The organism is Streptomyces mabaensis (assembly GCF_053763515.1).
The window spans coordinates 16,562-41,926 of the sequence record NZ_JBSOPZ010000049.1 but is presented as its reverse complement, the minus strand read 5'-3'; the positions used below and the strand labels follow the sequence as shown (position 1 = coordinate 41,926).

The window sequence follows — 25,365 nt, the reverse complement described above, 5'->3', positions numbered from 1 at the left end:
GGGCGCTCCCTTCGGTCGCGTCGCTGCGCGATGGCCTTCGGCCACCCGTGACTGTCCGCCCCGTCCCGCTGGTGCAGATGAGTGTCGGGCGGCCCCGGGGAGCGGGGCCCCACCTGAGCCCCGGCAGTGGCCGCGCTTTCGTCGGTGACCTCAGCCCGGTGGGCAGGGCAAGACACGCACCGGGTTCGGGGGCTGCGCGGCTCGGCTAAGCGGCCGAGGGCCGCCTGTTGTGCTGGAACAACCGGTGTGAGTAGTTGAGGCACAGGAATTGCCCAGCTCCGCGCCGAGGGCCACGACATCAAGGACGAGGACGTCGCCCGGCTCTCGCCGGCCCAACCGGAGAGGAGCAGGCAGAAGGCCAGCGCACGTGACCTCGAATGACGAGGCCCCGGCATCGGGGAATATCCGAGCCGCGTCCGAAGAGTCAGTCGTGACGGGCGAGCTTGACCGCGGAAACGAGCAGGATCACGGCCAGCACGGGGATGAGCACCAGATCCGAGAACACGCCGAGCAGCAGCCCGCCCAGCACCGCACCGGCGATTGAGCCCGTGATCATGACCAGGGTGAAGCGGAGGCTGGCGCCCAGCACCGCGAAGCTGCCGTCACGGCTGTAGCGGGCGAAGGCCACCAGCATCGTCGGCAGCGATACCAGCAGCGACAAGCTCCCCGCCGTCTTGATGTCCACCGCGAACAGCAGCACGATCGTCGGGATCAGCAGCTCGCCCCCGGCTACGCCCATGATGGCCGCGACCACCCCGATGCCGAAGCCGGCCACCACACCGATTGGCACCTGCGCCCACAGTGGCAGCGCGAGCGTCCCCAGGGTGGTGCTGTGCGTGACCAGCAGGGCGGCGGCCATGAGCACCATCAGCCCCGCCAGCACCTTGTACAGGGTGGAGCTGCGCATCCGCACTGCCCAGGCGGCGCCGGCCCAGGCGCCCAGCAGGCTTCCTGCCAGCAGGTTGACCGCGATGGGCCAGTGTGCGGCTACCTCCGAGGCGGGGACCGCTGCCAGGCGGGCAGGCAGCGCCACCAGGACCACCACCAGGCTCATCGCCTTGTTCAGGATGACCGCGGAGAGCGCGGCGAACCCAAACAGACCGATCAGCAGCGGCAGGCGGAACTCCGCGCCGCCCAGACCGATCATCCCGCCCAGGACGCCAACGGCCGCTCCCGCGGCGAACACCCTGGGCATGGAGTGCGTCGAACGTACGGGAATGAGGTCCTCGTCGGTGGCCATGGCGGGCATCCTCCCTGGTCACGGGCACTGCCCGCGATGGCACAGGCTCACCTTCGGGGAAAGGCACCGGGTACTGGCTCACGTGGCCGCTCAGTTGCAGCAGTCGCAGCCGGGGCGGCAGCCGCAGGCGTCCGTCTCCTGCCGCTGGGTGGGGATCGCGGCGGCCGGATCCGCGCAGCAGCCCTTTCCCTGCCAGGCGTCGCGGCCTTCCTTGACGGCGATGGCGGCGATGACGAGGGCGGCGATCGGGTCGGCCCAGGACCAGCCGAGGGTGGCGTTGAGGACCAGGCCCACCAGGAGCACGGCGGACAGGTAGGTGCACAGCAGGGTCTGCTTGGAGTCGGCGACCGCGCTGGCAGAGCCGAGTTCGCGGCCCGCGCGGCGCTGGGCGGCGGACAGGAACGGCATCACCGCGAGCGACAGGGCGGCGATGACGATGCCGGGAACGGAGCGGTCGGCCTCGCCGGTGCCGGCCAGCGCCCGGATCGCGTCGACGGTGACGTACGCGGCAAGCGCGAAGAAGGACACCGCGATGATCCGCAGGGTCGTCTTCTCACGGGCCTCGCGCACGGCATGCTCGCGGGCGGAGAACTGCCAGGCGACCGCGGCAGCGGAGGAGACCTCGATGACCGAGTCCAGGCCGAAGCCAATGAGCGCGGTGGAGGAGGCGAGAGTGCCGGCGATGAGGGCGACGATCGCCTCGATGATGTTGTAGGTGATGGTCGCGGCGACCAGCAGCCGTATCCGGCGAGTAAGCGCGTCGCGGCGGGCCGGGGACGGGCCGAGGGATATCGCGGTCATCAGCAGCACCCTTTCTCGTCCGCCTCGATGCACGCGCGGTCGGCGGCGACTGCCACCACGGCGGAACGCAGGTCGTCCAGCGCGTGTCCGAGGCGCTGGTCGGCGAGTTCGTAGCGGGTGCGGCGGCCGTCGGGCACGGCGACGACCAGCCCACAGTCGCGTAGGCACGCCAGGTGGTTGGACAGCCGGGTACGGGAGATGCCGAGGGTATCGGCGAGGTCCGCGGGGTAGGCCGGAGCCTCGCGCAGCGCGAGCAGGATGCGGCAGCGGATCGGGTCGGCCAGCGCGCGGCCGAAGCGGGTCAGGGCGTCGAGGTCGGCGGCGAGGGTCAGCATGGACAAGACAGTACACTGATTCTTGAATTCAGGAAATCCTGAACCCGCCCTACCTTGAGGTGCTCACCGCCGAGATGACCGTCGCCCACGCTCCGGGGCGGACAGCGACGCGCTCGATCGCGTCGATCGCCAAGCTGCTGGTGTGCGGCAGGCCCGGAAGTGCCCGGACAGGGCTCTGAGCGGCCGTCAGGCCGAGGTATGACTACATCCGTCGGCATGCGGGGTCCGCATCACCCACCACCCGGTGGCCGCTGAGCCGGGGCCGGGCCCCTCCCGGAGAGACCGCGCCCCGCAACCGCCCACCGGCCTGCGGCCGGCAGCGGACCCGAGCCAACCGGCAAGCAGCCCCGGGCCCCGCCCCGGGGGCCGCCCCCCCCAACAAGCAGTAGCGGTGGAGGGACGGGAGTCCAGGGTGGCCGAAGGCCATCGCGCAGCGACGCGACCGTAGGGAGCGCCCTTGACGCCCGGCCCGCAACCGCCATCATCACCAACCGGGCGGCCCCCCACCCGAACCACCCGCCCCCGGGCGCGGATGCCACCCACCCACCGGCCTGCGGCCGCTGAGCCGGGGCCCGGCCCATCCCGGAGTGACCGCGCCCAACCCACCGGCCGGCGCAGCTCCCGCGGGGCGGCAGCGGACATCAAATCCAACTTGAGTTCAAGTCCTGGTAAGGCTTGGCTAAGGCTACGTTCCGCCGTTCCGCGCCCCGACTGGGCACAATGGCCGGCATGACATCCGGCAAGACCCTCAGCACGACGCCCAGCACGACGCCCAGCCCGACACCCGGCACGACACCTGGCACGGCACCCCTGACCGTCGGCTTCGACCTCGATATGACGCTGATCGACTCCCGCCCCGGCATCAAGGCCGCCTACCAGGCGCTTTCCGCCGAGACCGGGACGTTCATAGACGCCGACCTGGCCATCACGCGGCTGGGCCCGCCGCTCGAACAGGAGCTGGCGCACTGGTTCGAGGACGAGCACATCCAGGCGATGGGCGACCGCTACCGCGAGATGTATCCCACACACGCCATCGCCCCGACGCCCGCGATGCCCGGTGCGCGCGAGGCCGTGTCCGCGGTGCAGGCGCTCGGCGGCCGGGCGATCGTCGTCACCGCCAAGCACGAGCCGAACGCCAAGCTCCACCTGGCGCACCTCGGCATCGAGCCGGACGCGGTGATCGGCTGGCTGTGGGCGGAGGCCAAGGCGGAGGCGCTGCGCGAGCACGGCGCGACGGTCTACGTCGGCGACCACACCGGCGACGTGCGCGGGGCCCGTACGGCAGGCGCGCTGTCGGTCGCGGTCCCGACCGGCCCGTGCGACGAGACGGAACTGCGCGCCGAGGGCGCGGATGTGGTGCTGGCCGACCTGACGGTGTTTCCGGAGTGGCTGAAGGACTACACAGCCGGTCCCACGGCCGGTTCCACGGCCGGTTCCACAGCCGGTCCCACGGCCGGTTCCACGGCCGCGTCGCGGGTCGCACGCGCCTGACGGCGCTGCGCGGCGATCGAGCGGAGCACCCCGGCCCCGGCGATCAGGAAGCCGAGCCCCATCAGCATGCACACCGCGTAGGCGACGGAGGGGAACGGCTCCGTCCCCAGGAACAGTGGGGCGACAGTGACCAGAGTGGCCACCGCGCCGATGAAGAAGACGATCGCGCCGACCTGTACGAGCCGGTCGCCGGCGCCGGCGTTGTCCGTTCGGGTTTCGCTAGTCACCCGACCAGGGTAGTTCCCTGCGCGTAGGAACCACCCAGCGACGTCTTGTCACCAGCCCCTGGACCATTAGCCTTGGACGTGGCGGGTCACACGACCCGCTGTAGTGCTATCCAGAGCCGTTTTCCGTGGCCGCTTCCGGCGTGCCGCGGCTACGGCTTGTCAGTACCCCAACGAGCACAAGGACGAGGACAGACGTGCCTACCGGCAAGGTCAAGTGGTTCAACAGTGAGAAGGGCTTCGGCTTTCTCTCCCGCGACGACGGCGGCGACGTCTTCGTGCACTCGTCGGTGCTCCCTGCCGGGGTCGACTCGCTCAAGCCCGGCCAGCGTGTCGAATTCGGCGTCGTGGCAGGCCAGCGCGGCGACCAGGCCCTCTCGGTCACGGTCCTCGACCCGGCCCCCTCGGTCGCGGCCGCACAGCGCCGCAAGCCGGACGAACTGGCCTCCATCGTCCAGGACCTGACGACGCTCCTGGAGAACATCACCCCGATGCTGGAGCGCGGCCGCTACCCCGACAAGGTCCACGGAGCGAAGATCGCCGGCCTGCTGCGAGCGGTGGCGGACCAGCTGGACGTGTGACGCGGCCGGGGCCGATGAGGCAGCTGGGCCGGGGGCGGGGTGCATACCCCGCCCCCGGCCCATGTCGTTCGCCGGGCGTCAGGGGAAGTTCAGTGCGTCCGGTGGCAGGGGCGGGACCAGGCCCTCGGCTGCCGCTCGGGTGAGGAGCCCGCGGACCGCCGCATAGCCCGCGTCGCCCAGGCCGGCCGTGAACTCGTTGACGTACAGGCCGATGTGCTGGTCGGCCACCGACGGGTCCATCTCCTGGGCGTGTTCACGTACGTACGGGCGCGACGCCTCCGGGTCGTCCCAGGCCATCCGCACGGACGTGCGTGCGGCGTCGGCCAGTTGGCGCAGCGTCGCATCACCCAGCGAGCGCTTCGCGATGATCGCGCCGAGCGGGATGGGCAGGCGGGTGGTGGACTCCCAGTGCTCGCCCATGTCCGCGAGGCAGTGCAGTCCGTACTGCTGGTAGGTGAAGCGCGCCTCGTGGATGACCAGTCCGGCGTCGACCCTGCCGTCCCGTACGGCGGGCATGATCTCGTTGAAGGGCAGCACTACGACCTTGCCGACGTCGCCCGGGAGCGTGTCGGCCGCCCAGAGGCGGAAGAGGAGGTAGGCGGTCGAGCGCTCACTCGGTACCGCGACCGTCTTGCCGGTGAGGTCGAGGCCGGGTTGGCGGGTCAGGACGAGCGGGCCGCAGCCGCGGCCGAGCGCGCCGCCGCAGGGGAGCAGGGCGTACTCGTCCAGCACCCAGGGGAGTACCGCGTACGAGACCTTGAGGACGTCGAACTCACCGCGCTCCGCCATGCCGTTGGTGATGTCGATGTCGGCGAAGGTGACGTCGAGCGCGGGCGCGCCCGGGATGCGGCCGTGGGCCCAGGCGTCGAAGACGAAGGTGTCGTTCGGGCAGGGCGAGTACGCGATCCTCAGCGCGTCCTTGAGCGCCTTCTCCGGAGCAGCCCTCTGTGCGTCATCCATGGTCTCCCCAGCCATTCAGTACGGGCACGAGCTTCCCGAACCCCTCCGTGAGGGCGGCGAGCGCGTCGCCGATCCGCCAGGCGGCGCGGTCGCGCGGGCCGACGGTGTTCGAGATGGCGCGGATTTCGAGTACGGGGACGGAGTGCACCGCGGCGGCCTCGGCGACGCCGAAGCCCTCCATCGCCTCGGCCCCGGCGCGCGGGTGGCGGGCGGCGAGTTCGGCGGCGCGGGCGGCGGTGCCGGTCACCGTAGAGACGGTGAGTACGGGAGCGATCAGAGCGCCCAGGGCCCGGGCCACGTGGGCGGTGAGGCCGGGCGGCGGGAGGTGGACCGAGCGCCCGAAGCCGAGTTCCTCGACGGCGAGGTAGCCGTCGGGCGTCTCGGCGCCCAGGTCGGCGGCGACGATCGCGTCCGCGACGACGAGTGAGCCGGGGGGCGCGGCGGGCTGGAAGCCGCCGCCGATCCCGGCGGAGACGACCAGGTCGTACGGGGTGGTGGCGAGGGCGGTGGCGGCCCCGGCCGCGGCGGCGGCGGGCCCCGCACCGACGGCGACGACGTCGAAGACGACGGGCGACGCGGTCGGGTGGTTCAGGCCCGCCGTCGGGTGGTTCAGGCCGGTGGTGACGGCTTCAGCCTCCGCCGGTACCGCGGTCACCACCAGCACACGCACCATGCGTCAGCTGTCGTCGCGCTGGAGCTTGAAGTTCCAGACGGCTTCGGCCTTGCCCTTGCTCGGACCCTTTTCCGAGAACTGGATGATGCTGATCTTCCGGCTCTTCGCGGGCTCGCCCTGGCCGCCCGTGCCGAAGAAGTCGACACCCGGGAAGCTGCGGTACGTCTTGTTCGACTGGTCGGTGATCGGCTGGCCGTCCAGCGCGGCGATCCACTTCTTGCCGTCCTCGACGACCTCGGGCTCGACGCCGATACGCAGGGTCGTGCCCGGGGAGTACTGGATGGTCTTCGACGTCTTCAGGCCCTCGAGGCACTCCTGGAGCTTCTCGTTCGAGAGCCCCTTGCCGTTGTCGGCCCGGCAGGCGGCCTCGGCGGTCACGGTGCTCGTGCCGACCGTAAGGGTCGCCAGCGGCGTCGGCTTGGCGCCGCAGGCGGACAGGACGAGGAGTCCGGCGGACACGGCGCCGAGGGCGGCGGCGGTGCGGCGGCCCTTACCCGAGAAAAGCGGAGCGGTCATGTGCGGAAGGCTATCGCTCGGTCCCGCTCACGCCACGCGGGGGTGCGGCGTGCCGCGCCGGGCTCCCGCCAGCAGGCCCCGTGCGGCGGTCGCCGCGCCCAGGCCGATCAGCCCCGCCGCGACCGACATGCCCACGACTCCGTTGAGCGGCAGCGCCATGCCGATGGCTCCGCCCCCTACCCACGACATCTGGAGCAGCGTCTCGGAGCGGGCGAAGGTGGAGGTCCGTACCTCCTCCGGTACGTCCCGCTGGATCAGCGCGTCCAGCGACAGTTTCGCCAGCGCCTGGGAGAAGCCCGCGGCCGCGCCGAGCACCGCGACCAGGACCGGGCTGAACAGCGCGGCGGCGGTGACGGCTGCGGTCAGAGTGAGGGTCAGCACCGTGGTGATGATCACTTCGGGGGCTCGGGCCTTGAGCCAGGCACCGACCGCCGTACCGCAGGCGTTCCCGACGCCGGCCGACACTCCGACGATGCCCAGCGAGACGGCGGCGGACTGGCCGGCGAGCGGATGCTCGCGCAGCAGGAACGCCAGGAAGAAGATCAGGAAGCCGGAGAGGGCGCGGAACGCGGCGTTCGCGCGCAGCGCGCACGCCACGGACGGGCCGACCGTCCGCAGGCCCGGCTTGCGGCCGTGGGGATGGCGCTCGGGGTGCGTGATGAGCGAGGCCTTCCGCTCGCCCTTCGCCGAGTCGACCTTGTGCGGGAGGGTGAAGGCCAGGAACGTGCCGGCGGCGAACAGGACGAAGGCCCCGTAGAGCGGCCACTGCGGGCCGATGGCCTGCAGCCCCGCGCCGGCCGGGGCGGCGATGCCGGTCGCCACCAGGCCGGCCAGGGTCACTCTGGAGTTCGCCTTGACCAGCGAGAACTTGGGCGGGAGGAGACGCGGGACGACGGCGCTGCGGACGACTCCGTACGACTTGGAGGCGACCAGCACGCCCAGCGCGGCCGGGTAGAGCTCCAGCCCGCCGGTCGCGATCGCGCCGGACATGGTGAGCGCGAGGAGCGCGCGCGCCGCCATCGCGCCCGCCATCGCGGCGCGGCGGCCGTGCGGGAGGCGGTCGAAGAGCGGGCCGATGACGGGCGCGAGGAGGGTGAAGGGGGCCATCGTGATGGCGAGATAGAGCGCGACGCGGCCGCGTGCCTCGTCCGTCGGTACGGAGAAGAAGACCGTCGAGGCGAGCGCGACGGTGATCATCATGTCGCCCGCGCCGTTCACGGCGTGCAGTTCGATCAGCTTGCCGAGGCCCGATTCGCCGGCCCCGTGGGCGTGCGTGGCCCGGCGGATGCCCCTGGCCGTGCCGGTGAAGGGCAGGTGGAGGGCGCGGCCGACCGCCCGCCCGGCTCTGCTGACCGGGCCGGCTCCGTCGTCGGACGACCTTGCCGCTGCCACCCCGTCATAGTGCCCCAACCGACCCGGGGCGAGGGTGTGTACGGCGCGCCGGAACCCCTTCCGAACCCCTTCCGAACCCCTTCCGAACCCCTTCGGAACGCCTTCCGTCCCGAGAATCGGACGTGCAGGTGGGCCACGGGCGGCGGAGAGGGTAGCGTGCGTAGCGCGCCACCGGCGGTTGCTCTTGGCCGCGCGCCTCTTCGCGATCCCGCAGAATGGATGGCAGTAGGTGCGCCCGAGGCCGATCGGGTGCGGACGTCGACGCGGCCCTCTGGTCCGCTCCGCCCGCGCCACGTACGGACATGGACCGACCGGGCTGTACGGACCGGGCTGTATGGACCGGCGCACTCGTGAGACGGCGTAGGAGAGAAGCGAGACCTGTGAGTGCAGCGACGACGCGAAGCCGTACCCCTGACCGCCTGTGCGCCGAGGCGGTCGACCTCGCCCGTGCGGCGGCGGAGGAAGCCGCCGCGCCCGGGGTGGTGGGCGAACATGTCTCCGCTGTCGCGGAGGGTGACCGGGTTGTCACCCACTTCTTCGAGTGCAAGGAACTGGGCTACCGCGGGTGGCGCTGGGCGGTGACGGTCGCGCGGGCCTCCCGCGCGAAGATCGTCACCCTCGACGAAACGGTGTTGCTGCCCGGACCCGACGCGCTCCTTGCCCCCGAGTGGGTGCCGTGGAGCGAGCGGCTGCGTCCCGGTGACATGGGGCCGGGTGACCTGCTGCCCACCGAGGCGGAGGATCTGCGCCTGGAGCCTGGCTACTCCGGCGAGGACGAGCCGCCGCCGAACGCGGCGGTGTCGGACGAGATGTTCGAGCTGGTGGAGGCGGAGGACGCCGAGGTCACGGCGGGCCCGCCGTCCTCGCTGCCGGTCGCCCCGGAGCGGGGCTCGATCGCCGCGGTCGCCGCGGAACTCGGCATGCGCCGGGCGCGGGTGCTGTCGCGGTACGGGCTGCACACGGCGGCCGACCGCTGGGACGAGTCCTTCGGCGCGAAGACGCCGATGGCGCAGGCGGCTCCGGCGTCGTGCGTGTCGTGCGGGTTCCTGGTGCCGCTGGGCGGGTCGCTCGGGCAGGCGTTCGGTATCTGCGGGAACGAGTTCGGTCCGGCGGACGGGCATGTCGTGTCGCTGGCGTACGGCTGCGGTGGGCACTCGGAGGCGGCGGTCATGCCGAAGCCGTTGCGGCCGGCGCCGCCGGTGCTGGATTCGATGCGGGTGGACGAGTTCGCGCTCCGCCCGGTCCGGGACGGCGGATCGGTCCCGGAGGAACCGGAAACGGCGGACGGGGAACTGGGCCACTCGTAGCGCGTGGCCCTGGCGGGCCGTTGGGCCGGGCCGGGGTACGTCGCCCGTGGCGGCCGTTGGGCCGGGTCGGGGTACGTCGGGCGTGGCGCCGTTGGTGCGGCCCGGGGTACGTCGGCCGTTGCGCTTGCCCGGGGGACGCCCAGCCCGGGGCCCGTTGCGCGTGCCCAGGGGTACGTCGGCCCCGGGGCCGGGGTTCGGCTGCCGGGCCAGGGGTGAGGGCCGGGCGCCGGGGCCTCCGGGCGGGGCGTCCGGGACTGCATGATTTACGGCGCGTTCAGCGGTGTCGCATTGGGCGCCCAGAACCCCGCGCCACAAATCACGCTTCCACGTCCCGAACACCCCACCCTCCAACCCCGCCACCCTCCCGTCGGCGCCGGCCGCTCGGGCCGCCGCGAAGCGGTGTGGTGGGGCTTGCCTCGTCCGATCGCGCCTCGCTTGTCCGCGGGCTGCCGCGGAGCGGGCGCGCTCCGTGTTGTTCGCGCGCGGAGCGGCGCGTTGGGCTGGGGGCTTGGCCCCGTGCGTTCCGTCCGGCCGCGCCCCGTTTGCCTCCGGGGCGGGCGAGGTGGGCTTGCGCCCGCCGGCCAGCCTGGCCGTCCGGCCCAGGCCAGGGTGCTCCGGCTGGATGCGCTGCACGTGGGGTGCCCCTTCAGCTTGCGGCGGGCCGGTGCTTCTGTGCCGGACAGCGGGCGCGCTCCCTGTTTTCGCGCGCGGAGCGGCGCGTTGGGGGTGTTTCGTGTTGCGGAGCCGGCGCGGTGGGGCCGGGGGCTTGGCCCCGGGTTCGGGGAGGGGCGGTAGGGGAATTCTCCGCGGCTTGGACGTTCGGCTGCGGTGTGTCGGGTAGGCGTTCGCGCGGTACCTTCAGCCCACCAGACAATTGGAGGCACCAGGCGTGAGCGTAAAGGCGACGGCGACCGACGGGGCCGATCCGTTCGGGACGGCGCGGCTGCGGCGCGGGGTGCTCGACGCGTGGGGGGCCAGCCCCGCACGCTTCCGCGAGGACGCCAACGCCGAGGAGGACCTCGCGCTCGGCGGCTACCGCGACCGGCTGGTCGTCGAGCTGGCGCAGAACGCCGCTGACGCTGCCGCCCGGGCCCGCGTCCCGGGGCGGCTCCGGCTGACCCTGCATCCCGGGGCCGCCGGCGAGCCCACCGTGCTGGCCGCCGCCAACACCGGCGCGCCGCTCGACGCGACCGGCGTCGAGTCGCTGAGCACCCTGCGCGCGTCCGCCAAGCGCGACGCGCAGGACGTGAGCGTCGGACGGTTCGGCGTCGGGTTCGCCGCCGTACTGGCCGTCAGCGACGAGCCCGCCGTCGTGGGACGGCACGGCGGCGTCCGGTGGTCGCTCGCCGAGGCGCGCGGGCTGGCCGCGCAGGCCTCCCTGGGCAGCCCCGGCCTCGGGGACGAGCTGCGGCGCCGCGACGGGCACGTGCCGCTGCTGCGCCTGCCGCTGCCCGCCGAGGGCACCGCACCGGACGGGTACGACACCGTCGTCATCCTCCCGCTGCGCGACGGCAGCGCCGAGGACCTGGTCGGGCGGCTGCTCGGCGGTATCGACGACGCGCTGCTGCTGACCCTGCCGGGCCTCGAAGAGGTGGTGGTGGAGACCCCCGACGGCGCCCGCGTGCTCCGCCGCCGGGAGGAGGGGCCGTACGTCCATGTGGAGGACAGCGCCGGGGTGACGAACCGCTGGCGCACGGTGACGCGCGGCGGCCCTATCGACCCGGCGCTTCTCGTGGGGCGGCCCGTCGAGGAGCGGCTGCGCCCGCAGTGGGCGGTCACCTGGGCCGTGCCCGTGGACCTGGACGGGGCGCCCGAGTATCCGCGTACCGCCGCTGTGGTGCACGCTCCGACGCCCACCGACGAGCCGCTGGGTGTGCCCGCGCTGCTCATCGCCTCGCTGCCGCTCGACACCGCCCGCCGGCACCCCGCGCCCGGCCCGCTGACCGACTTCCTGGTGGAGCGGGCGGCCGACGCGTACGCAGAGCTGCTGGGGGACTGGGATCCGGTCTCGACCGGGACCATCGACCTCGTGCCCGGGCCGCTCGGCAAGGGCGAGCTGGACGGCGCCCTGCGCGGCGCGATCCTGAAGCGGCTGACCCGGGTGGCCTTCCTCGCGCCCGCCGCGCCGTCGGAGGAGCTGACCGCGCTGCGGCCGTTCGAGGCCGAGGTGGTGGAGGGCGCCGGCGCCGACACGGTGCGGGTGCTGGCCGAGGTACTGCCGACGCTGCTGCCCGCCGGGCTGGAGCGCCGCACCGAGCTGCGCGCGCTCGGCGTGGGCCGGCTGCCGCTCGGCGACGCGATCGACCGGCTGGCGGGCGTGGAGCGCGCGCCGCAGTGGTGGCACCGGCTGTACGAGACGCTGGCCGGCGTCGACCCGGACCGGCTGGCCGGCCTGCCGGTGCCGCTGGCTGGGGGCACCTCCCGGACGAAGTCTGGGGGAGGGCGTACCGCGAACGGCCCGCGCCAGGTGCTGCTGCCGCTGCCGGACGCGGCGGACAGCGAACAGCTGGCCCGGCTCGGGCTGAAGGTCGCCCACCCCGACGCCGCTCACCCGCTGCTGGAGAAGCTGGGTGCGCTGCCCGCGACAGCCCGCGCCGTACTGACCACCCCCCAGGTGCGTGCGGCGGTCGCCGCGTCGCTCGACGACGGCGGGATGTGGGAGGACGACACGCTCGACGCCGAGGAGCTGGCCGAGGTCGTGCTCGGGCTGGTCCGGGAGGCGGGTCTGGAGCCCGGCGACGAGCCGTGGCTCGGCGCGCTCGCGCTGCCGGACGAGGACGGCGAACCCGCCCCGGCCGGTGAACTGGTGCTGCCCGGCAGCCCGTTCGCCAAGATCATGCGAGAAGGAGAACTCGCGCTGTGTGATGCCGAGTTGGGCCGGCGGTGGGGTGCTCAACCGCTGACCGCCTGTGGCGTGCTGGGCAACTTCGCCCTCGTCCGCGCCACCGATGTCGTACTGGACCCGGACGAAATCGAACCGCGCGACGGCGACTTCGCCGAGCCCGACGACGCCGGGCTGCTCGACGCCGTCGACGTGTGGTGCGAGGACGTGCTCGACCAGCTGCCGGAGACCCCGGTGCCGCCCGTCGCGACGGAGATCGTCGCGGTACGGGACCTGGATCTGGTGGACGACGACGCCTGGCCGCAGGCACTCGCCCTGCTCGCCCAGCCGCCGCTGCGCGACGCGCTGACCCAGCCGGTGCGGGTGCTGCTGCCGGACGGGACCACCGAGACGGTGCGGTCCTACACGGCCTGGTGGCTGCGCGACCACCCGGTGCTCGACGGCCGCCGGCCGGCCGGGCTGCGCGCGGCGGGCGGCGATCCGCTGCTCGCAGGCCTGTACGACGAGGCGGACGCGACCGGCTTTGAGGACGAGCAGGTGCTGCGCGCCCTGGGCGTACGGACCTCCGTGGCCGCCCTTCTCGACGAGCCCGGTGGCGCCGCCGAACTGCTGGGCCGGCTCGCCGACGGCTCCCGGCACGTCACCGCGCGCCAGCTGCACGCCCTCTACGGGGCTCTGGCCTATCTCGACCCGGACCAGGTCACGCTGCCCGACGAGCTGCGGGCCGTGGTGGACGGCGAGGTGCGGGTGGTCGACGCGGCGGACGCGGTGATCGCCGACGCGCCGGACCTGCTGCCGCTCACCGCGGGCGTACCGCTGCTGCCGGTGTCCCCGTCCCGGGCCGCCGACCTGGCCGAACTGCTCCAGGTCAGGCGCCTGGGCGAGACCGTGCCGGCCGAGGTGACGACGGAGGGCGAGGAGCACCGGGTGCCCGACGCGGTCCGTGTCCTGCTCGGCCCCGGGACCCCCACCTCGTACTACGAGCACGAGGAACTCGTCGCCGGCGGCGTGGAACTGGACTGGCGCCGCACCCCGGACGGCGTCCTGCACGCGGCGACGCTGGAGGGCGTGGCGGCGGGTCTGGCCTGGGCGGCGGGCCAGTGGCCGCGCCGCTTCGAGGTGGCGGCCCTGCTGGAGGACGCGTCGCGTACGGAGGAGCTGGCCCGGGACCGCTGGTTCGACTGACGCGTCCAGGGCCTCAGGCGGGGAAGCGGCGGTCCACCACGCGCCAGGCCAGTTCCAGGACCGCCGCCGCGGTGGCGGCGATGGCCACCGCCGCCCAGGGCATGGTCGTGCCCACCAGCTTCAGGGCGAAGAAGTGCTGAAGCCAGGGCACGATCAGGACGATCAGGAAGCACCCGCCCATCGTCGCGACCAGGCCGACGCGCCACCACGTGTACGGGCGGGCGATGATCGCCAGGACCCAGATGGAGACCAGGAACAGCGTGAGGGTGGCTGCGCTGGTCTCGGCGTCGAGCGCGCCCGGGCCGCTGTAGTGGCTGCGGGCCAGCAGATACGTGCCGAAGGTGGCCGTGGCGGCGATGACGCCGGCCGGGATGGCGTACCGCATGACCCGGCGTACGAAGTGCGGTCTGGCGCGCTCCTTGTTGGGGGCGAGCGCGAGGAAGAATGCCGGCACCCCGATGGTGAGGGTGGACAGCAGGGTCAGATGGCGGGGCAGGAAGGGGTACTCGACCTGCCAGCACACCACCAGGATGGCCAGCAGCACCGAGTAGACCGTCTTGGTCAGGAAGAGGGTGGCGACCCGGGTGATGTTGCCGATCACCCGGCGGCCCTCCGCGACGACCGACGGCAGGGTCGCGAAGCTGTTGTTGAGCAGGACGATCTGGGCGACGGCCTTGGTCGCCTCCGACCCGGAGCCCATCGAGACGCCGATGTCGGCGTCCTTGAGCGCGAGGACGTCGTTGACGCCGTCGCCGGTCATCGCGACCGTGTGACCGCGTGACTGGAGCGCGCCGACCATGTCCCGCTTCTGCTGCGGGGTGACCCGGCCGAAGACGGCGTTGTCGTCGAGGGCCGCGGCCATCTCGGCCCGTTCGGCGGGCAGGCGGCGGGCGTCGACGGTGTTCGCGGCGCCGGAGAGGCCAAGCTTTCCGGCGACCGCGCTCACCGAGACCGCGTTGTCGCCGGAGATGACTTTGGCGTGGACGCGTTGCTCGTCGAAGTAGCGCAGTGTGTCGGCCGCGTCGGGCCGCAGCCGCTGTTCGAGGACGACCAGGGCGGTGGCCCGCGCCCCGGTCACGACCTGCGGATCGTCGAGTTCGCGGACGGTGCGGGCGAGGAGCAGGACCCGCAGGCCCTGTGCGTTGAGGTGGTCGATCTCGGCGAGGGCCGGGTCGTCCGCCGACAGCAGGACGTCCGGGGCGCCGAGCAGCCAGGTGGAGTTCTCGCCGTTGCCCTCGCTGAAGCTGGCGCCGCTGTACTTGCGCGCGGAGGAGAAGGGCAGGGACTCGGTGCAGCGCCAGGTCTCGCTGTCCGGGTAGGCGTTGATGATCGCCTGGAGGCTGGCGTTGGGGCGTGGGTCGGACTCGCCGAGGGCGCCCAGTACCTGACGTACGTACGGCTCGTCGGGGCTCTGTCCTCCGGTGTCCCGGCCGCCCGCGGCCGCGGTGCCGAGCAGCCGCAGCTCGGTGACGTCCATGCCGCCCTCGGTGAGCGTGCCGGTCTTGTCCAGGCACACCACGTCCACCCGGGCCAGGCCCTCGATCGCGGGCAGCTCCTGCACCAGGCACTGCTTGCGGCCCAGCCGGATCACGCCGATGGCGAAGGCGACCGAGGTGAGGAGGACCAGGCCCTCGGGGATCATCGGGACGATGCCGCCGACGGTCCGCGCGACGGACCCCTTGAAGTCGGTCTCCTTGACGACCAGCTGGCTGATGATCAGGCCGATGGCGGTCGGGACCATCATCCAGGTCACGTACTTGAGGATGGTGCTGATACCGCTGCGCAGCTCGGAGTGGACCAGCGTGAAGCGGGAGGCCTCTTCGGCCAGCTGGGCGGCGTACGCCTCGCGGCCGACCTTGGTGGCGGTGAAGCCGCCGCCCCCGGCGACGACGAAACTGCCGGACATGACCTGGTCGCCGCGCCGTTTCAGCACGGGGTCGGCCTCGCCGGTGAGGAGGGACTCGTCGATCTCCAGGCCGTCGGCCTCGGCGACCTCGCCGTCCACGACGACCTTGTCACCGGGCCCGAGTTCGACCAGGTCGCCGAGGACGATCTCGGAGGTGGAGACCTCGCAGGCCACGCCGTCGCGGCGGACGGTGGGTCTGGCCTCTCCGATGAGGGCGAGACTGTCCAGCGTCTTCTTAGCGCGCAGCTCCTGGATGATGCCGATGCCGGTGTTGGCGATGATGACGAAGCCGAAGAGGCTGTCCTGGATCGGCGCGACGATCAGCATGATCACCCAGAGGACGCCGATGATCGCGTTGAAGCGGGTGAAGACGTTGCCGCGGACGATGTCGGCGGTGGAGCGCGAGGAGCGGACGGGGACGTCGTTGACCTCGCCGCGGGCGACCCGTTCGGCCACCTCCGCGGTGGTGAGCCCGGTCGGCCGGTGCCGCACCGGCAGCCGCATGGGATGTACCGGGTCGAGTTCGGATCCGGCGTCGATGGTCATGCCTTCGACGGTACGGCGGCGGGGGCGGCTTCACCCGCCGAAGGCGCGGAGACGAGCTAGGGGGTGTCCGGTCGATCAGGCCGGATCAGCGAGCGGCGTCTGGTGCGTGCAGCTGCAAGGCGGCCGGATTCGGCCATAGCGGAGCTATGGGTGGATTTGGCCAACGCGGCAGATGTGCGTGCCAGACGACGGGAGCCCGGCATGATCGGCCGGCCACCCCCTAGGGGGCGTTGTGGGTGGGCGGGTTCGCCTTGGCGCGCTTGAGTGCCTTGTCGCGCCTGCGGACGTACCAGATGCCGATCAGCCCGAGGCCGCCGCCGGCGGCGCAGGTCCACACCCACCAGAGCAGGTCGCGGTCCTCGAACCAGCCGTAGAAGGGGAGCTGGACGACGAAGAGAACGAACCAGAGGATCGTTCCTCCGGTGATGGTGCTGACGACCGGCCCCTCCAGGGGCTCCGGCGCCTCGTGCTTCGGGGTCCACTTCGCCATGCGGACAGTCTAGGTGCCGGGCCGAGGGGCTTCGTGGTCCCCGGGATCCGGTGGTCAAGCGCGGTCTACGCGCGGAGATAACACTTTCTCCTTTTATCTGTTCATACTGAAACGGTTTGCGTCCGACCGGTTTTGTTCGTACGAACACCCCAAGAACCACCGACGAGGTTTCGCATGTCCCCCACGGCCACCGCTCCTGTGGACGCCAAACAGCCACAGCCACAGCCACAGCCGCAGCGGCCCGACGGTCCCGGCGGCCTCGACCGCTTCTTCAAGATCTCCGAGCGCGGTTCCACCGTCGCCCGTGAGGTCCGCGGCGGTTTCGCCACCTTCTTCGCGATGGCCTACATCATCGTGCTGAACCCGATCATCCTCGGCAGCGCGAAGGACATGTACGGGCATCAGCTCGACGGCGGCCAGCTGGTCACCGCCACCGTGCTCACGGCCGCCTTCTCCACCCTCCTGATGGGCGTCATCGGCAACGTGCCCATCGCCCTGGCGGCGGGCCTCGGCGTCAACACGGTCGTCGCCCTCCAGCTCGCACCCCGGATGAGCTGGCCGGACGCGATGGGCATGGTCGTGCTCGCCGGCTTCGTGGTGATGCTGCTGGTTGCCACCGGCCTGCGGGAGCGCGTGATGAACGCCGTACCGCTCGGCCTGCGCAAGGGCATCGCGATCGGTATCGGCCTCTTCATCATGCTGATCGGCCTGGTGGACTCCGGCTTCGTCTCCCGCATCCCGGACGCCGCCCACACCACCGTGCCGCTTCAGCTCGGCGCCGCCGGGCACCTGGGCGGCTGGCCGGTGCTGGTCTTCGTCCTCGGCACGCTGCTCACCCTGGCGCTGATCATCCGCAAGGTGCCGGGCGCGATCCTGATCTCCATCGTCGTGATGACGGTCGTCGCGGTCGTCATCCAGCTCGTGGCCGGTCTGCCGGGCCAGGCCTGGGGCCTGACCGTGCCGGAGTGGCCGGGCAACCCGGTTGCCGCCCCCGACTTCGGCCTGGTCGGCGAGGTCAGCCTGTTCGGCGGCTTCGCGAAGGTCGGCTACCTGACCGGCGCGCTGTTCGTCTTCACCGTGCTGCTGTCCTGCTTCTTCGACGCGATGGGCACGATCCTCGGCGTCGGCGACGAGGCCAAGCTGATGGACAAGAAGGGCGACTTCCCGGGCATCAACAAGGTCCTGATCGTGGACGGCATCGCGGTGGCGGCCGGCGGCGCGACCTCCTCCTCCGCCAACACCTGCTTCGTGGAGTCCACGGCAGGCGTCGGCGAGGGCGCCCGTACGGGCCTCGCGAGCGTCGTGACCGGCGGTCTCTTCGCGGCGGCGCTGTTCCTCACGCCGCTCGCGACGATGGTCCCGTCCCAGGCGGCGACCCCCGCCCTGCTGGCGGTCGGCTTCCTGATCCTGGCCGGTTCCGTCCGGGACATCGACTGGAGCGACTTCACGATCGCCGTGCCGGCCTTCCTGGCGATGGTGATGATGCCGTTCACGTACTCGATCACCAACGGCATCGGCATCGGCTTCATCAGCTTCTGCGTGCTGAGGCTGGCGGCGGGGCGCGGGCGCGAGGTGCCGGCGGCGATGTACGCGGTGTCGGCGGTGTTCGTCTTCTTCTACGCGATGCCGGCGCTCGGCCTCACGTAAGCCCCTGGTGTGCCGCGTACCTACGTACGCCCGTAGAACTTCTCCGTCGCGTCGACCGCCGTCTTGAAGCGCTCGTCGAAGTCGTCGCGAATGAGCGTCCGGACCACGTAGTCCTGGACGCTCATTCCGCGTTTGGCCGCATGCTGCCGGAGCCGGTCCAGCAGGTCACCGTCTATCCGCAGGCTGAGCACGTCTGTCCCCATGCCGACAGGGTCGGGGCAGAGCCGCGGCCGGTGCGTCACTTTCCGCTGCCCTCTCACTCGTACGGGTGACACGTGACGCACCCCGTGCGGTGCCCCCGGATGGGCTGCCTCGATATGAGGTGGTACTTAGCATGGGTAATGAGTTACGCTAAGGAACATGCCGGACCTCTCCCATGGCGACGACGCCGCCGCCGTGAACTCCCTGCGCTCCGCCGTGATGCGGCTGGGGCGCCGCCTGAAGCATCAGCGAGTCGACGAATCGCTGAGCCCGACCGAGATGTCGGTGCTCGGCACCCTCGCCCGCTGCGGCTCGGCCACCCCCGGTGAGCTGGCCCGCAAGGAGCACGTACAGCCGCCGTCGATGACCCGCATCGTGGCGCTGCTGGAGGCCAAGGGGCTGGTCAGGCTGGAGCCGCACCCGGACGACCGCCGCCAGAAGGTGGTCACCCAGACCGAGACGGCCGAGGCGATGCTCGAGGAGAGCCGCCGCAAGCGCAACGCCTATCTGGCCGAGCTCGCGGCCGAGCTCGACGACGAGGAGTGGGCCAAGCTGCGCGCGGCCGCTCCGGTACTCGAGAAACTCGCGCACCTGTAATCGCCCGTCACCCTTATCCACAGGCACCACCACCTGCCACCAACCGCAAGGAGGCGAACACTTTTGCGTACGGGACACGGAGCAGACTCCGCACCCGCACCCGCCCCTACCACCATGTTCAGCTCGCTGAAGATCCGTAACTACCGGCTCTTCGCCACCGGCCAGGTCGTGTCCAACACCGGCACCTGGATGCAGCGCATCGCCCAGGACTGGCTCGTACTGACCCTGACCGGATCCGCGTCCGCCGTCGGTATCACCATCGCGCTGCAGTTCCTGCCGATGCTGCTCTTCGGCCTGTACGGCGGAGTCCTCGCCGACCGCCTGCCCAAGCGGCGGCTGCTGCTGGTCACCCAGTCCGCGATGGGCCTGACCGGCCTCGCGCTGGCCGTGCTCACCCTCAGCGGGCACGTCCAGGTCTGGCATGTCTACCTCACCGCGTTCGCCCTCGGCCTCGTCACGGTCGTCGACAACCCGGCCCGCCAGTCCTTCGTCTCCGAGATGGTCGGACCGGCGCAGCTGGCCAACGCGGTCAGCCTGAATTCAGCCAACTTCCAGTCCGCCCGGCTGGTCGGGCCCGCAGTCGCCGGTGTGCTCATCACCGCCGTCGGCAGCGGCTACGCCTTCCTGCTCAACGGGCTGTCCTTCCTCGCACCCCTCGTGGGCCTGCTGATGATGCGTAGCTCCGAGCTGCACAAGGTCGAGCGCGCGCCGCGCGGCAAGGGGCAGCTGCGGGAAGGGCTGCGCTATGTCGCCGGCCGTCCCGAACTGGTCTGGCCGATCGTGCTGGTCGGCTTCGTCGGCACCTTCGGCTTCAACTTCCCGATCTGGCTGTCCGCGTTCGTCGACGACGTCTTCCACGGCGACGCCGGCACGTACGGCCTGCTCAACACCCTGATGGCGGCCGGCTCCCTGGCCGGCGCGCTGCTCGCCGCCCGGCGCGGGACCTCCCGGCTGCGGCTGCTGGTCGGCGCCGCCGTGCTCTTCGGCGTACTGGAGATGGTGACCGCCCTCGCGCCGTCCTTCTGGCTGTTCGCGGCGCTCATGGTGCCGATCGGGATGTTCGGCCTGACGGTCAACGTCACGGCGAACTCCAGCGTCCAGATGGCGACCGATCCCGCGATGCGGGGCCGGGTGATGAGCCTGTTCATGATGGTCTTCACCGGCGGTACGCCGCTGGGCGCCCCGCTGGTCGGCTGGATCACCGACACGTACGGGGCCCGGACCGGCTTCGCCGCGGGCGGCGCGGTCTCCGCGCTGGCCGCCGTCGGCGTCGGCGTGATGCTCTGCCGCGTCGGGGGCCTGCGCCTGCGGATCGACCTGCGCCGCGGACGCCGGCACGTGGCGTTCGTACCGCGAGAGCAGTTGACGACGGCGGCGTGAGGGCCTCCCGCGTGCGCGGCATACTCGCGCCATGAGACTCTTCGCCGCCGTACTGCCACCGGACGCCGCACTGGCCGAACTCGCCGTGGCCGTCGACCGGTTGCACGCCCTTCCCGGCGCGGACCGGCTGCGCTGGACCGGGCGGGACGGCTGGCACTTCACGCTGGCCTTCATGGGCGAGGTCGAGGACCGGCTGCTGCCCGAGCTGCGCGAACGACTCGGGCGGGCGGCCCACCGCACCGAACCCTTCCCGCTGCGTCTCCACGGCGGCGGGCGGTTCGGCGGCCGCGCCTTGTGGGCCGGGGCCGCGGGCGGGATCGACGCCATGCGGCTGCTCGCGGAGCGCGCGGACGCGGCGGCCCGGCGGGCGGGCGTCCCGATGGACGGGCACCGGCGCTACACGCCGCACCTGACCGTCGCGCGCAGCCGTACGGACGCGGACCTGCGGCCGTTCGCCGAGGCGCTGGGCGGTCTCGAGGGGGCGCCGTGGGACGTGACCGAACTCTGCCTCGTACGGAGCAACCTGCCGGTGAGCGGGGTGCGGGGAGAGCGGCCGCGCTACGAGGTGGTGGAGGCCTGGCCGCTGGCCGGCTGAGTGCGGCCGGCCGAGTGCGGCCGGCTGAGGAGTGTGCCGGGCCACGGGTGACGGCCGTCACCCGTGGCCCGGCACACTCCTCAGCCGGCCGCACTCGGCCGGCCGCACTCAGCCGGCCAGCGGCCAGGCCTCCACCACCTCGTAGCGCGGCCGCTCTCCCCGCACCCCGCTCACCGGCAGGTTGCTCCGTACGAGGCAGAGTTCGGTCACGTCCCACGGCGCCCCCTCGAGACCGCCCAGCGCCTCGGCGAACGGCCGCAGGTCCGCGTCCGTACGGCTGCGCGCGACGGTCAGGTGCGGCGTGTAGCGCCGGTGCCCGTCCATCGGGACGCCCGCCCGCCGGGCCGCCGCGTCCGCGCGCTCCGCGAGCAGCCGCATGGCGTCGATCCCGCCCGCGGCCCCGGCCCACAAGGCGCGGCCGCCGAACCGCCCGCCGCCGTGGAGACGCAGCGGGAAGGGTTCGGTGCGGTGGGCCGCCCGCCCGAGTCGTTCGCGCAGCTCGGGCAGCAGCCGGTCCTCGACCTCGCCCATGAAGGCCAGCGTGAAGTGCCAGCCGTCCCGCCCGGTCCAGCGCAGCCGGTCCGCGCCGGGAAGGGCGTGCAACCGGTCGACGGCCACGGCGAGTTCGGCCAGTGCGGCGTCCGGTGGCAGTACGGCGGCGAAGAGTCTCATGGCGCGAGTATGCCGCGCACGCGGGAGGCCCTCACGCCGCCGTCGTCAACTGCTCTCGCGGTACGAACGCCACGTGCCGGCGTCCGCGGCGCAGGTCGATCCGCAGGCGCAGGCCCCCGACGCGGCAGAGCATCACGCCGACGCCGACGGCGGCCAGCGCGGAGACCGCGCCGCCCGCGGCGAAGCCGGTCCGGGCCCCGTACGTGTCGGTGATCCAGCCGACCAGCGGGGCGCCCAGCGGCGTACCGCCGGTGAAGACCATCATGAACAGGCTCATCACCCGGCCCCGCATCGCGGGATCGGTCGCCATCTGGACGCTGGAGTTCGCCGTGACGTTGACCGTCAGGCCGAACATCCCGATCGGCACCATGAGCGCCGCGAACAGCCAGAAGGACGGCGCGAGGGCGGTCACCATCTCCAGTACGCCGAAGAGCACGGCGGCGCCGACCAGCAGCCGCAGCCGGGAGGTCCCGCGCCGGGCGGCGAGCAGCGCGCCGGCCAGGGAGCCGGCCGCCATCAGGGTGTTGAGCAGGCCGTACGTGCCGGCGTCGCCGTGGAAGACGTCGTCGACGAACGCGGACAGCCAGATCGGGAAGTTGAAGCCGAAGGTGCCGACGAAGCCGACCAGCACGATCGGCCAGACCAGTTCGGGACGGCCGGCGACATAGCGCAGCCCTTCCCGCAGCTGCCCCTTGCCGCGCGGCGCGCGCTCGACCTTGTGCAGCTCGGAGCTACGCATCATCAGCAGGCCCACGAGGGGTGCGAGGAAGGACAGCCCGTTGAGCAGGAAGGCGTAGCCGCTGCCGACGGCGGTGATGAGCACACCGGCGACTGCGGGCCCGACCAGCCGGGCGGACTGGAAGTTGGCTGAATTCAGGCTGACCGCGTTGGCCAGCTGCGCCGGTCCGACCATCTCGGAGACGAAGGACTGGCGGGCCGGGTTGTCGACGACCGTGACGAGGCCGAGGGCGAACGCGGTGAGGTAGACATGCCAGACCTGGACGTGCCCGCTGAGGGTGAGCACGGCCAGCGCGAGGCCGGTCAGGCCCATCGCGGACTGGGTGACCAGCAGCAGCCGCCGCTTGGGCAGGCGGTCGGCGAGGACTCCGCCGTACAGGCCGAAGAGCAGCATCGGCAGGAACTGCAGCGCGATGGTGATACCGACGGCGGACGCGGATCCGGTCAGGGTCAGTACGAGCCAGTCCTGGGCGATGCGCTGCATCCAGGTGCCGGTGTTGGACACGACCTGGCCGGTGGCGAAGAGCCGGTAGTTACGGATCTTCAGCGAGCTGAACATGGTGGTAGGGGCGGGTGCGGGTGCGGAGTCTGCTCCGTGTCCCGTACGCAAAAGTGTTCGCCTCCTTGCGGTTGGTGGCAGGTGGTGGTGCCTGTGGATAAGGGTGACGGGCGATTACAGGTGCGCGAGTTTCTCGAGTACCGGAGCGGCCGCGCGCAGCTTGGCCCACTCCTCGTCGTCGAGCTCGGCCGCGAGCTCGGCCAGATAGGCGTTGCGCTTGCGGCGGCTCTCCTCGAGCATCGCCTCGGCCGTCTCGGTCTGGGTGACCACCTTCTGGCGGCGGTCGTCCGGGTGCGGCTCCAGCCTGACCAGCCCCTTGGCCTCCAGCAGCGCCACGATGCGGGTCATCGACGGCGGCTGTACGTGCTCCTTGCGGGCCAGCTCACCGGGGGTGGCCGAGCCGCAGCGGGCGAGGGTGCCGAGCACCGACATCTCGGTCGGGCTCAGCGATTCGTCGACTCGCTGATGCTTCAGGCGGCGCCCCAGCCGCATCACGGCGGAGCGCAGGGAGTTCACGGCGGCGGCGTCGTCGCCATGGGAGAGGTCCGGCATGTTCCTTAGCGTAACTCATTACCCATGCTAAGTACCACCTCATATCGAGGCAGCCCATCCGGGGGCACCGCACGGGGTGCGTCACGTGTCACCCGTACGAGTGAGAGGGCAGCGGAAAGTGACGCACCGGCCGCGGCTCTGCCCCGACCCTGTCGGCATGGGGACAGACGTGCTCAGCCTGCGGATAGACGGTGACCTGCTGGACCGGCTCCGGCAGCATGCGGCCAAACGCGGAATGAGCGTCCAGGACTACGTGGTCCGGACGCTCATTCGCGACGACTTCGACGAGCGCTTCAAGACGGCGGTCGACGCGACGGAGAAGTTCTACGGGCGTACGTAGGTACGCGGCACACCAGGGGCTTACGTGAGGCCGAGCGCCGGCATCGCGTAGAAGAAGACGAACACCGCCGACACCGCGTACATCGCCGCCGGCACCTCGCGCCCGCGCCCCGCCGCCAGCCTCAGCACGCAGAAGCTGATGAAGCCGATGCCGATGCCGTTGGTGATCGAGTACGTGAACGGCATCATCACCATCGCCAGGAAGGCCGGCACGGCGATCGTGAAGTCGCTCCAGTCGATGTCCCGGACGGAACCGGCCAGGATCAGGAAGCCGACCGCCAGCAGGGCGGGGGTCGCCGCCTGGGACGGGACCATCGTCGCGAGCGGCGTGAGGAACAGCGCCGCCGCGAAGAGACCGCCGGTCACGACGCTCGCGAGGCCCGTACGGGCGCCCTCGCCGACGCCTGCCGTGGACTCCACGAAGCAGGTGTTGGCGGAGGAGGAGGTCGCGCCGCCGGCCGCCACCGCGATGCCGTCCACGATCAGGACCTTGTTGATGCCCGGGAAGTCGCCCTTCTTGTCCATCAGCTTGGCCTCGTCGCCGACGCCGAGGATCGTGCCCATCGCGTCGAAGAAGCAGGACAGCAGCACGGTGAAGACGAACAGCGCGCCGGTCAGGTAGCCGACCTTCGCGAAGCCGCCGAACAGGCTGACCTCGCCGACCAGGCCGAAGTCGGGGGCGGCAACCGGGTTGCCCGGCCACTCCGGCACGGTCAGGCCCCAGGCCTGGCCCGGCAGACCGGCCACGAGCTGGATGACGACCGCGACGACCGTCATCACGACGATGGAGATCAGGATCGCGCCCGGCACCTTGCGGATGATCAGCGCCAGGGTGAGCAGCGTGCCGAGGACGAAGACCAGCACCGGCCAGCCGCCCAGGTGCCCGGCGGCGCCGAGCTGAAGCGGCACGGTGGTGTGGGCGGCGTCCGGGATGCGGGAGACGAAGCCGGAGTCCACCAGGCCGATCAGCATGATGAAGAGGCCGATACCGATCGCGATGCCCTTGCGCAGGCCGAGCGGTACGGCGTTCATCACGCGCTCCCGCAGGCCGGTGGCAACCAGCAGCATCACCACGAAGCCGGCGAGCACGACCATGCCCATCGCGTCCGGCCAGCTCATCCGGGGTGCGAGCTGGAGGGCGACGACCGTGTTGACGCCGAGGCCCGCCGCCAGGGCGATGGGCACGTTGCCGATGACGCCCATCAGGAGGGTGGAGAAGGCGGCCGTGAGCACGGTGGCGGTGACCAGCTGGCCGCCGTCGAGCTGATGCCCGTACATGTCCTTCGCGCTGCCGAGGATGATCGGGTTCAGCACGATGATGTAGGCCATCGCGAAGAAGGTGGCGAAACCGCCGCGGACCTCACGGGCGACGGTGGAACCGCGCTCGGAGATCTTGAAGAAGCGGTCGAGGCCGCCGGGACCGTCGGGCCGCTGCGGCTGTGGCTGTGGCTGTGGCTGTTTGGCGTCCACAGGAGCGGTGGCCGTGGGGGACATGCGAAACCTCGTCGGTGGTTCTTGGGGTGTTCGTACGAACAAAACCGGTCGGACGCAAACCGTTTCAGTATGAACAGATAAAAGGAGAAAGTGTTATCTCCG

The 25,365-nt window shown here is 71.9% G+C and carries 24 protein-coding genes; 9 read left to right on the top strand and 15 right to left on the bottom strand.

Annotated elements, in window-relative coordinates; genetic code table 11:
- Positions 1–424 precede the first annotated feature (424 nt).
- The 3 genes from ACWV17_RS30870 to ACWV17_RS30860 all read right to left on the bottom strand — a co-directional run bounded on the left by ACWV17_RS30870 (position 425) and on the right by ACWV17_RS30860 (position 2,376).
- Positions 425–1,240 (bottom strand): sulfite exporter TauE/SafE family protein, encoded by an 816-nt coding sequence (locus ACWV17_RS30870; protein ID WP_455362246.1) that lies wholly within the window; start codon positions 1,238–1,240, stop codon positions 425–427.
- Between the two features lie 90 nt (positions 1,241–1,330).
- Positions 1,331–2,041 carry a cation transporter gene (locus ACWV17_RS30865; protein WP_455362247.1) on the bottom strand — a complete coding sequence of 237 codons (711 nt, stop codon included), beginning with the start codon at positions 2,039–2,041 and terminating at the stop codon, positions 1,331–1,333.
- Positions 2,041–2,376, bottom strand: a complete 336-nt coding sequence (locus ACWV17_RS30860; RefSeq protein WP_455362248.1) for an ArsR/SmtB family transcription factor — start codon at positions 2,374–2,376, stop codon at positions 2,041–2,043. Before ACWV17_RS30860 ends, ACWV17_RS30865 begins: the two co-directional genes overlap by 1 nt.
- Positions 2,377–3,096: 720 nt before the next feature.
- Here ACWV17_RS30860 and ACWV17_RS30855 point away from each other — a divergent pair.
- The gene (locus ACWV17_RS30855) at positions 3,097–3,867 is read left to right on the top strand and encodes an HAD family hydrolase (protein WP_455362249.1); all 771 of its coding nucleotides are present in this window, start codon (positions 3,097–3,099) and stop codon (positions 3,865–3,867) included.
- On the opposite strand, the gene ACWV17_RS30850 is transcribed toward ACWV17_RS30855, so the two are convergent.
- On the bottom strand, positions 3,774–4,094 hold the full coding sequence (locus tag ACWV17_RS30850; RefSeq protein WP_455362250.1) for a hypothetical protein: 321 nt from the start codon (positions 4,092–4,094) through the stop codon (positions 3,774–3,776). The two genes, ACWV17_RS30855 and ACWV17_RS30850, sit on opposite strands and share 94 nt — an antisense overlap.
- A gap of 194 nt (positions 4,095–4,288) precedes the next feature.
- On the opposite strand from ACWV17_RS30850, the gene ACWV17_RS30845 reads away from it, so the two are divergent.
- A complete protein-coding gene (locus tag ACWV17_RS30845; RefSeq protein WP_355825214.1) occupies positions 4,289–4,672 on the top strand; it encodes a cold-shock protein in 384 nt (127 codons plus the stop codon).
- 78 nt (positions 4,673–4,750) lie between these two features.
- Here ACWV17_RS30845 and ACWV17_RS30840 read toward each other — a convergent pair whose 3' ends face one another.
- The 4 genes from ACWV17_RS30840 to ACWV17_RS30825 are packed head-to-tail and all read right to left on the bottom strand — an operon-like array spanning position 4,751 to position 8,231.
- Positions 4,751–5,632 (bottom strand): 1,4-dihydroxy-6-naphthoate synthase, encoded by an 882-nt coding sequence (locus ACWV17_RS30840; protein WP_455362251.1) that lies wholly within the window; start codon positions 5,630–5,632, stop codon positions 4,751–4,753.
- Entirely contained in the window at positions 5,625–6,302 is a 678-nt protein-coding gene (locus ACWV17_RS30835; RefSeq protein WP_455362260.1) for a futalosine hydrolase, read from the bottom strand. The genes ACWV17_RS30840 and ACWV17_RS30835 overlap by 8 nt, the downstream gene beginning before the upstream one ends.
- A 6-nt stretch (positions 6,303–6,308) precedes the next feature.
- Positions 6,309–6,821, bottom strand: coding sequence for a DUF2771 domain-containing protein (locus ACWV17_RS30830; protein WP_455362252.1), 513 nt, complete (start codon positions 6,819–6,821; stop codon positions 6,309–6,311).
- Positions 6,822–6,848: 27 nt separating this feature from the next.
- Positions 6,849–8,231: an MFS transporter gene (locus ACWV17_RS30825; RefSeq protein WP_455362253.1), complete on the bottom strand. Its 1,383-nt coding sequence runs from the start codon at positions 8,229–8,231 to the stop codon at positions 6,849–6,851.
- 362 nt (positions 8,232–8,593) lie between these two features.
- Here ACWV17_RS30825 and ACWV17_RS30820 point away from each other — a divergent pair, with 362 nt between their 5' ends.
- Positions 8,594–9,520 (top strand): DUF3027 domain-containing protein, encoded by a 927-nt coding sequence (locus ACWV17_RS30820; RefSeq protein ID WP_455351089.1) that lies wholly within the window; start codon positions 8,594–8,596, stop codon positions 9,518–9,520.
- 889 nt (positions 9,521–10,409) lie between these two features.
- Positions 10,410–13,547 (top strand): sacsin N-terminal ATP-binding-like domain-containing protein, encoded by a 3,138-nt coding sequence (locus ACWV17_RS30815; RefSeq protein ID WP_455362254.1) that lies wholly within the window; start codon positions 10,410–10,412, stop codon positions 13,545–13,547.
- A 13-nt stretch (positions 13,548–13,560) separates the two neighbouring features.
- On the opposite strand, the gene ACWV17_RS30810 is transcribed toward ACWV17_RS30815, so the two are convergent.
- The gene (locus ACWV17_RS30810; protein WP_455362255.1) at positions 13,561–15,999 is read right to left on the bottom strand and encodes an HAD-IC family P-type ATPase; all 2,439 of its coding nucleotides are present in this window, start codon (positions 15,997–15,999) and stop codon (positions 13,561–13,563) included.
- 220 nt (positions 16,000–16,219) lie between these two features.
- Positions 16,220–16,489, bottom strand: coding sequence for a DUF2530 domain-containing protein (locus ACWV17_RS30805; RefSeq protein ID WP_455362256.1), 270 nt, complete (start codon positions 16,487–16,489; stop codon positions 16,220–16,222).
- Between the two features lie 174 nt (positions 16,490–16,663).
- Here ACWV17_RS30805 and ACWV17_RS30800 point away from each other — a divergent pair, with 174 nt between their 5' ends.
- Positions 16,664–18,136 carry an NCS2 family permease gene (locus ACWV17_RS30800; protein ID WP_455362257.1) on the top strand — a complete coding sequence of 491 codons (1,473 nt, stop codon included), beginning with the start codon at positions 16,664–16,666 and terminating at the stop codon, positions 18,134–18,136.
- A gap of 20 nt (positions 18,137–18,156) precedes the next feature.
- Here ACWV17_RS30800 and ACWV17_RS30795 read toward each other — a convergent pair whose 3' ends face one another.
- Entirely contained in the window at positions 18,157–18,339 is a 183-nt protein-coding gene (locus ACWV17_RS30795; RefSeq protein WP_455351094.1) for a ribbon-helix-helix protein, CopG family, read from the bottom strand.
- Positions 18,340–18,496: 157 nt separating this feature from the next.
- On the opposite strand from ACWV17_RS30795, the gene ACWV17_RS30790 reads away from it, so the two are divergent.
- The 3 genes from ACWV17_RS30790 (at position 18,497) to thpR (ACWV17_RS30780) (ending at position 20,909) form a co-directional block, all read left to right on the top strand.
- Complete coding sequence (locus tag ACWV17_RS30790) at positions 18,497–18,934, top strand: MarR family winged helix-turn-helix transcriptional regulator (protein WP_455351095.1); 438 nt, start codon at positions 18,497–18,499, stop codon at positions 18,932–18,934.
- 63 nt (positions 18,935–18,997) lie between these two features.
- Positions 18,998–20,314 carry an MFS transporter gene (locus tag ACWV17_RS30785; protein ID WP_455362258.1) on the top strand — a complete coding sequence of 439 codons (1,317 nt, stop codon included), beginning with the start codon at positions 18,998–19,000 and terminating at the stop codon, positions 20,312–20,314.
- A 31-nt stretch (positions 20,315–20,345) separates the two neighbouring features.
- Positions 20,346–20,909, top strand: a complete 564-nt coding sequence (gene thpR, locus ACWV17_RS30780; protein WP_455362259.1) for an RNA 2',3'-cyclic phosphodiesterase — start codon at positions 20,346–20,348, stop codon at positions 20,907–20,909.
- 108 nt (positions 20,910–21,017) lie between these two features.
- On the opposite strand, the gene thpR (ACWV17_RS30775) is transcribed toward thpR (ACWV17_RS30780), so the two are convergent.
- From thpR (ACWV17_RS30775) to ACWV17_RS30765, 3 genes are all read right to left on the bottom strand, one after another.
- Positions 21,018–21,581, bottom strand: coding sequence for an RNA 2',3'-cyclic phosphodiesterase (gene thpR / locus ACWV17_RS30775; RefSeq protein WP_455362259.1), 564 nt, complete (start codon positions 21,579–21,581; stop codon positions 21,018–21,020).
- Between the two features lie 31 nt (positions 21,582–21,612).
- Complete coding sequence (locus tag ACWV17_RS30770; protein ID WP_455362258.1) at positions 21,613–22,929, bottom strand: MFS transporter; 1,317 nt, start codon at positions 22,927–22,929, stop codon at positions 21,613–21,615.
- Positions 22,930–22,992: 63 nt separating this feature from the next.
- Positions 22,993–23,430 (bottom strand): MarR family winged helix-turn-helix transcriptional regulator, encoded by a 438-nt coding sequence (locus ACWV17_RS30765; RefSeq protein WP_455351095.1) that lies wholly within the window; start codon positions 23,428–23,430, stop codon positions 22,993–22,995.
- Between the two features lie 157 nt (positions 23,431–23,587).
- On the opposite strand from ACWV17_RS30765, the gene ACWV17_RS30760 reads away from it, so the two are divergent.
- Positions 23,588–23,770, top strand: coding sequence for a ribbon-helix-helix protein, CopG family (locus ACWV17_RS30760; protein ID WP_455351094.1), 183 nt, complete (start codon positions 23,588–23,590; stop codon positions 23,768–23,770).
- Positions 23,771–23,790: 20 nt separating this feature from the next.
- Here the strand turns inward: ACWV17_RS30760 and ACWV17_RS30755 are convergent, their stop codons facing one another.
- The gene (locus ACWV17_RS30755) at positions 23,791–25,263 is read right to left on the bottom strand and encodes an NCS2 family permease (RefSeq protein WP_455362257.1); all 1,473 of its coding nucleotides are present in this window, start codon (positions 25,261–25,263) and stop codon (positions 23,791–23,793) included.
- Positions 25,264–25,365: the final 102 nt, after the last annotated feature.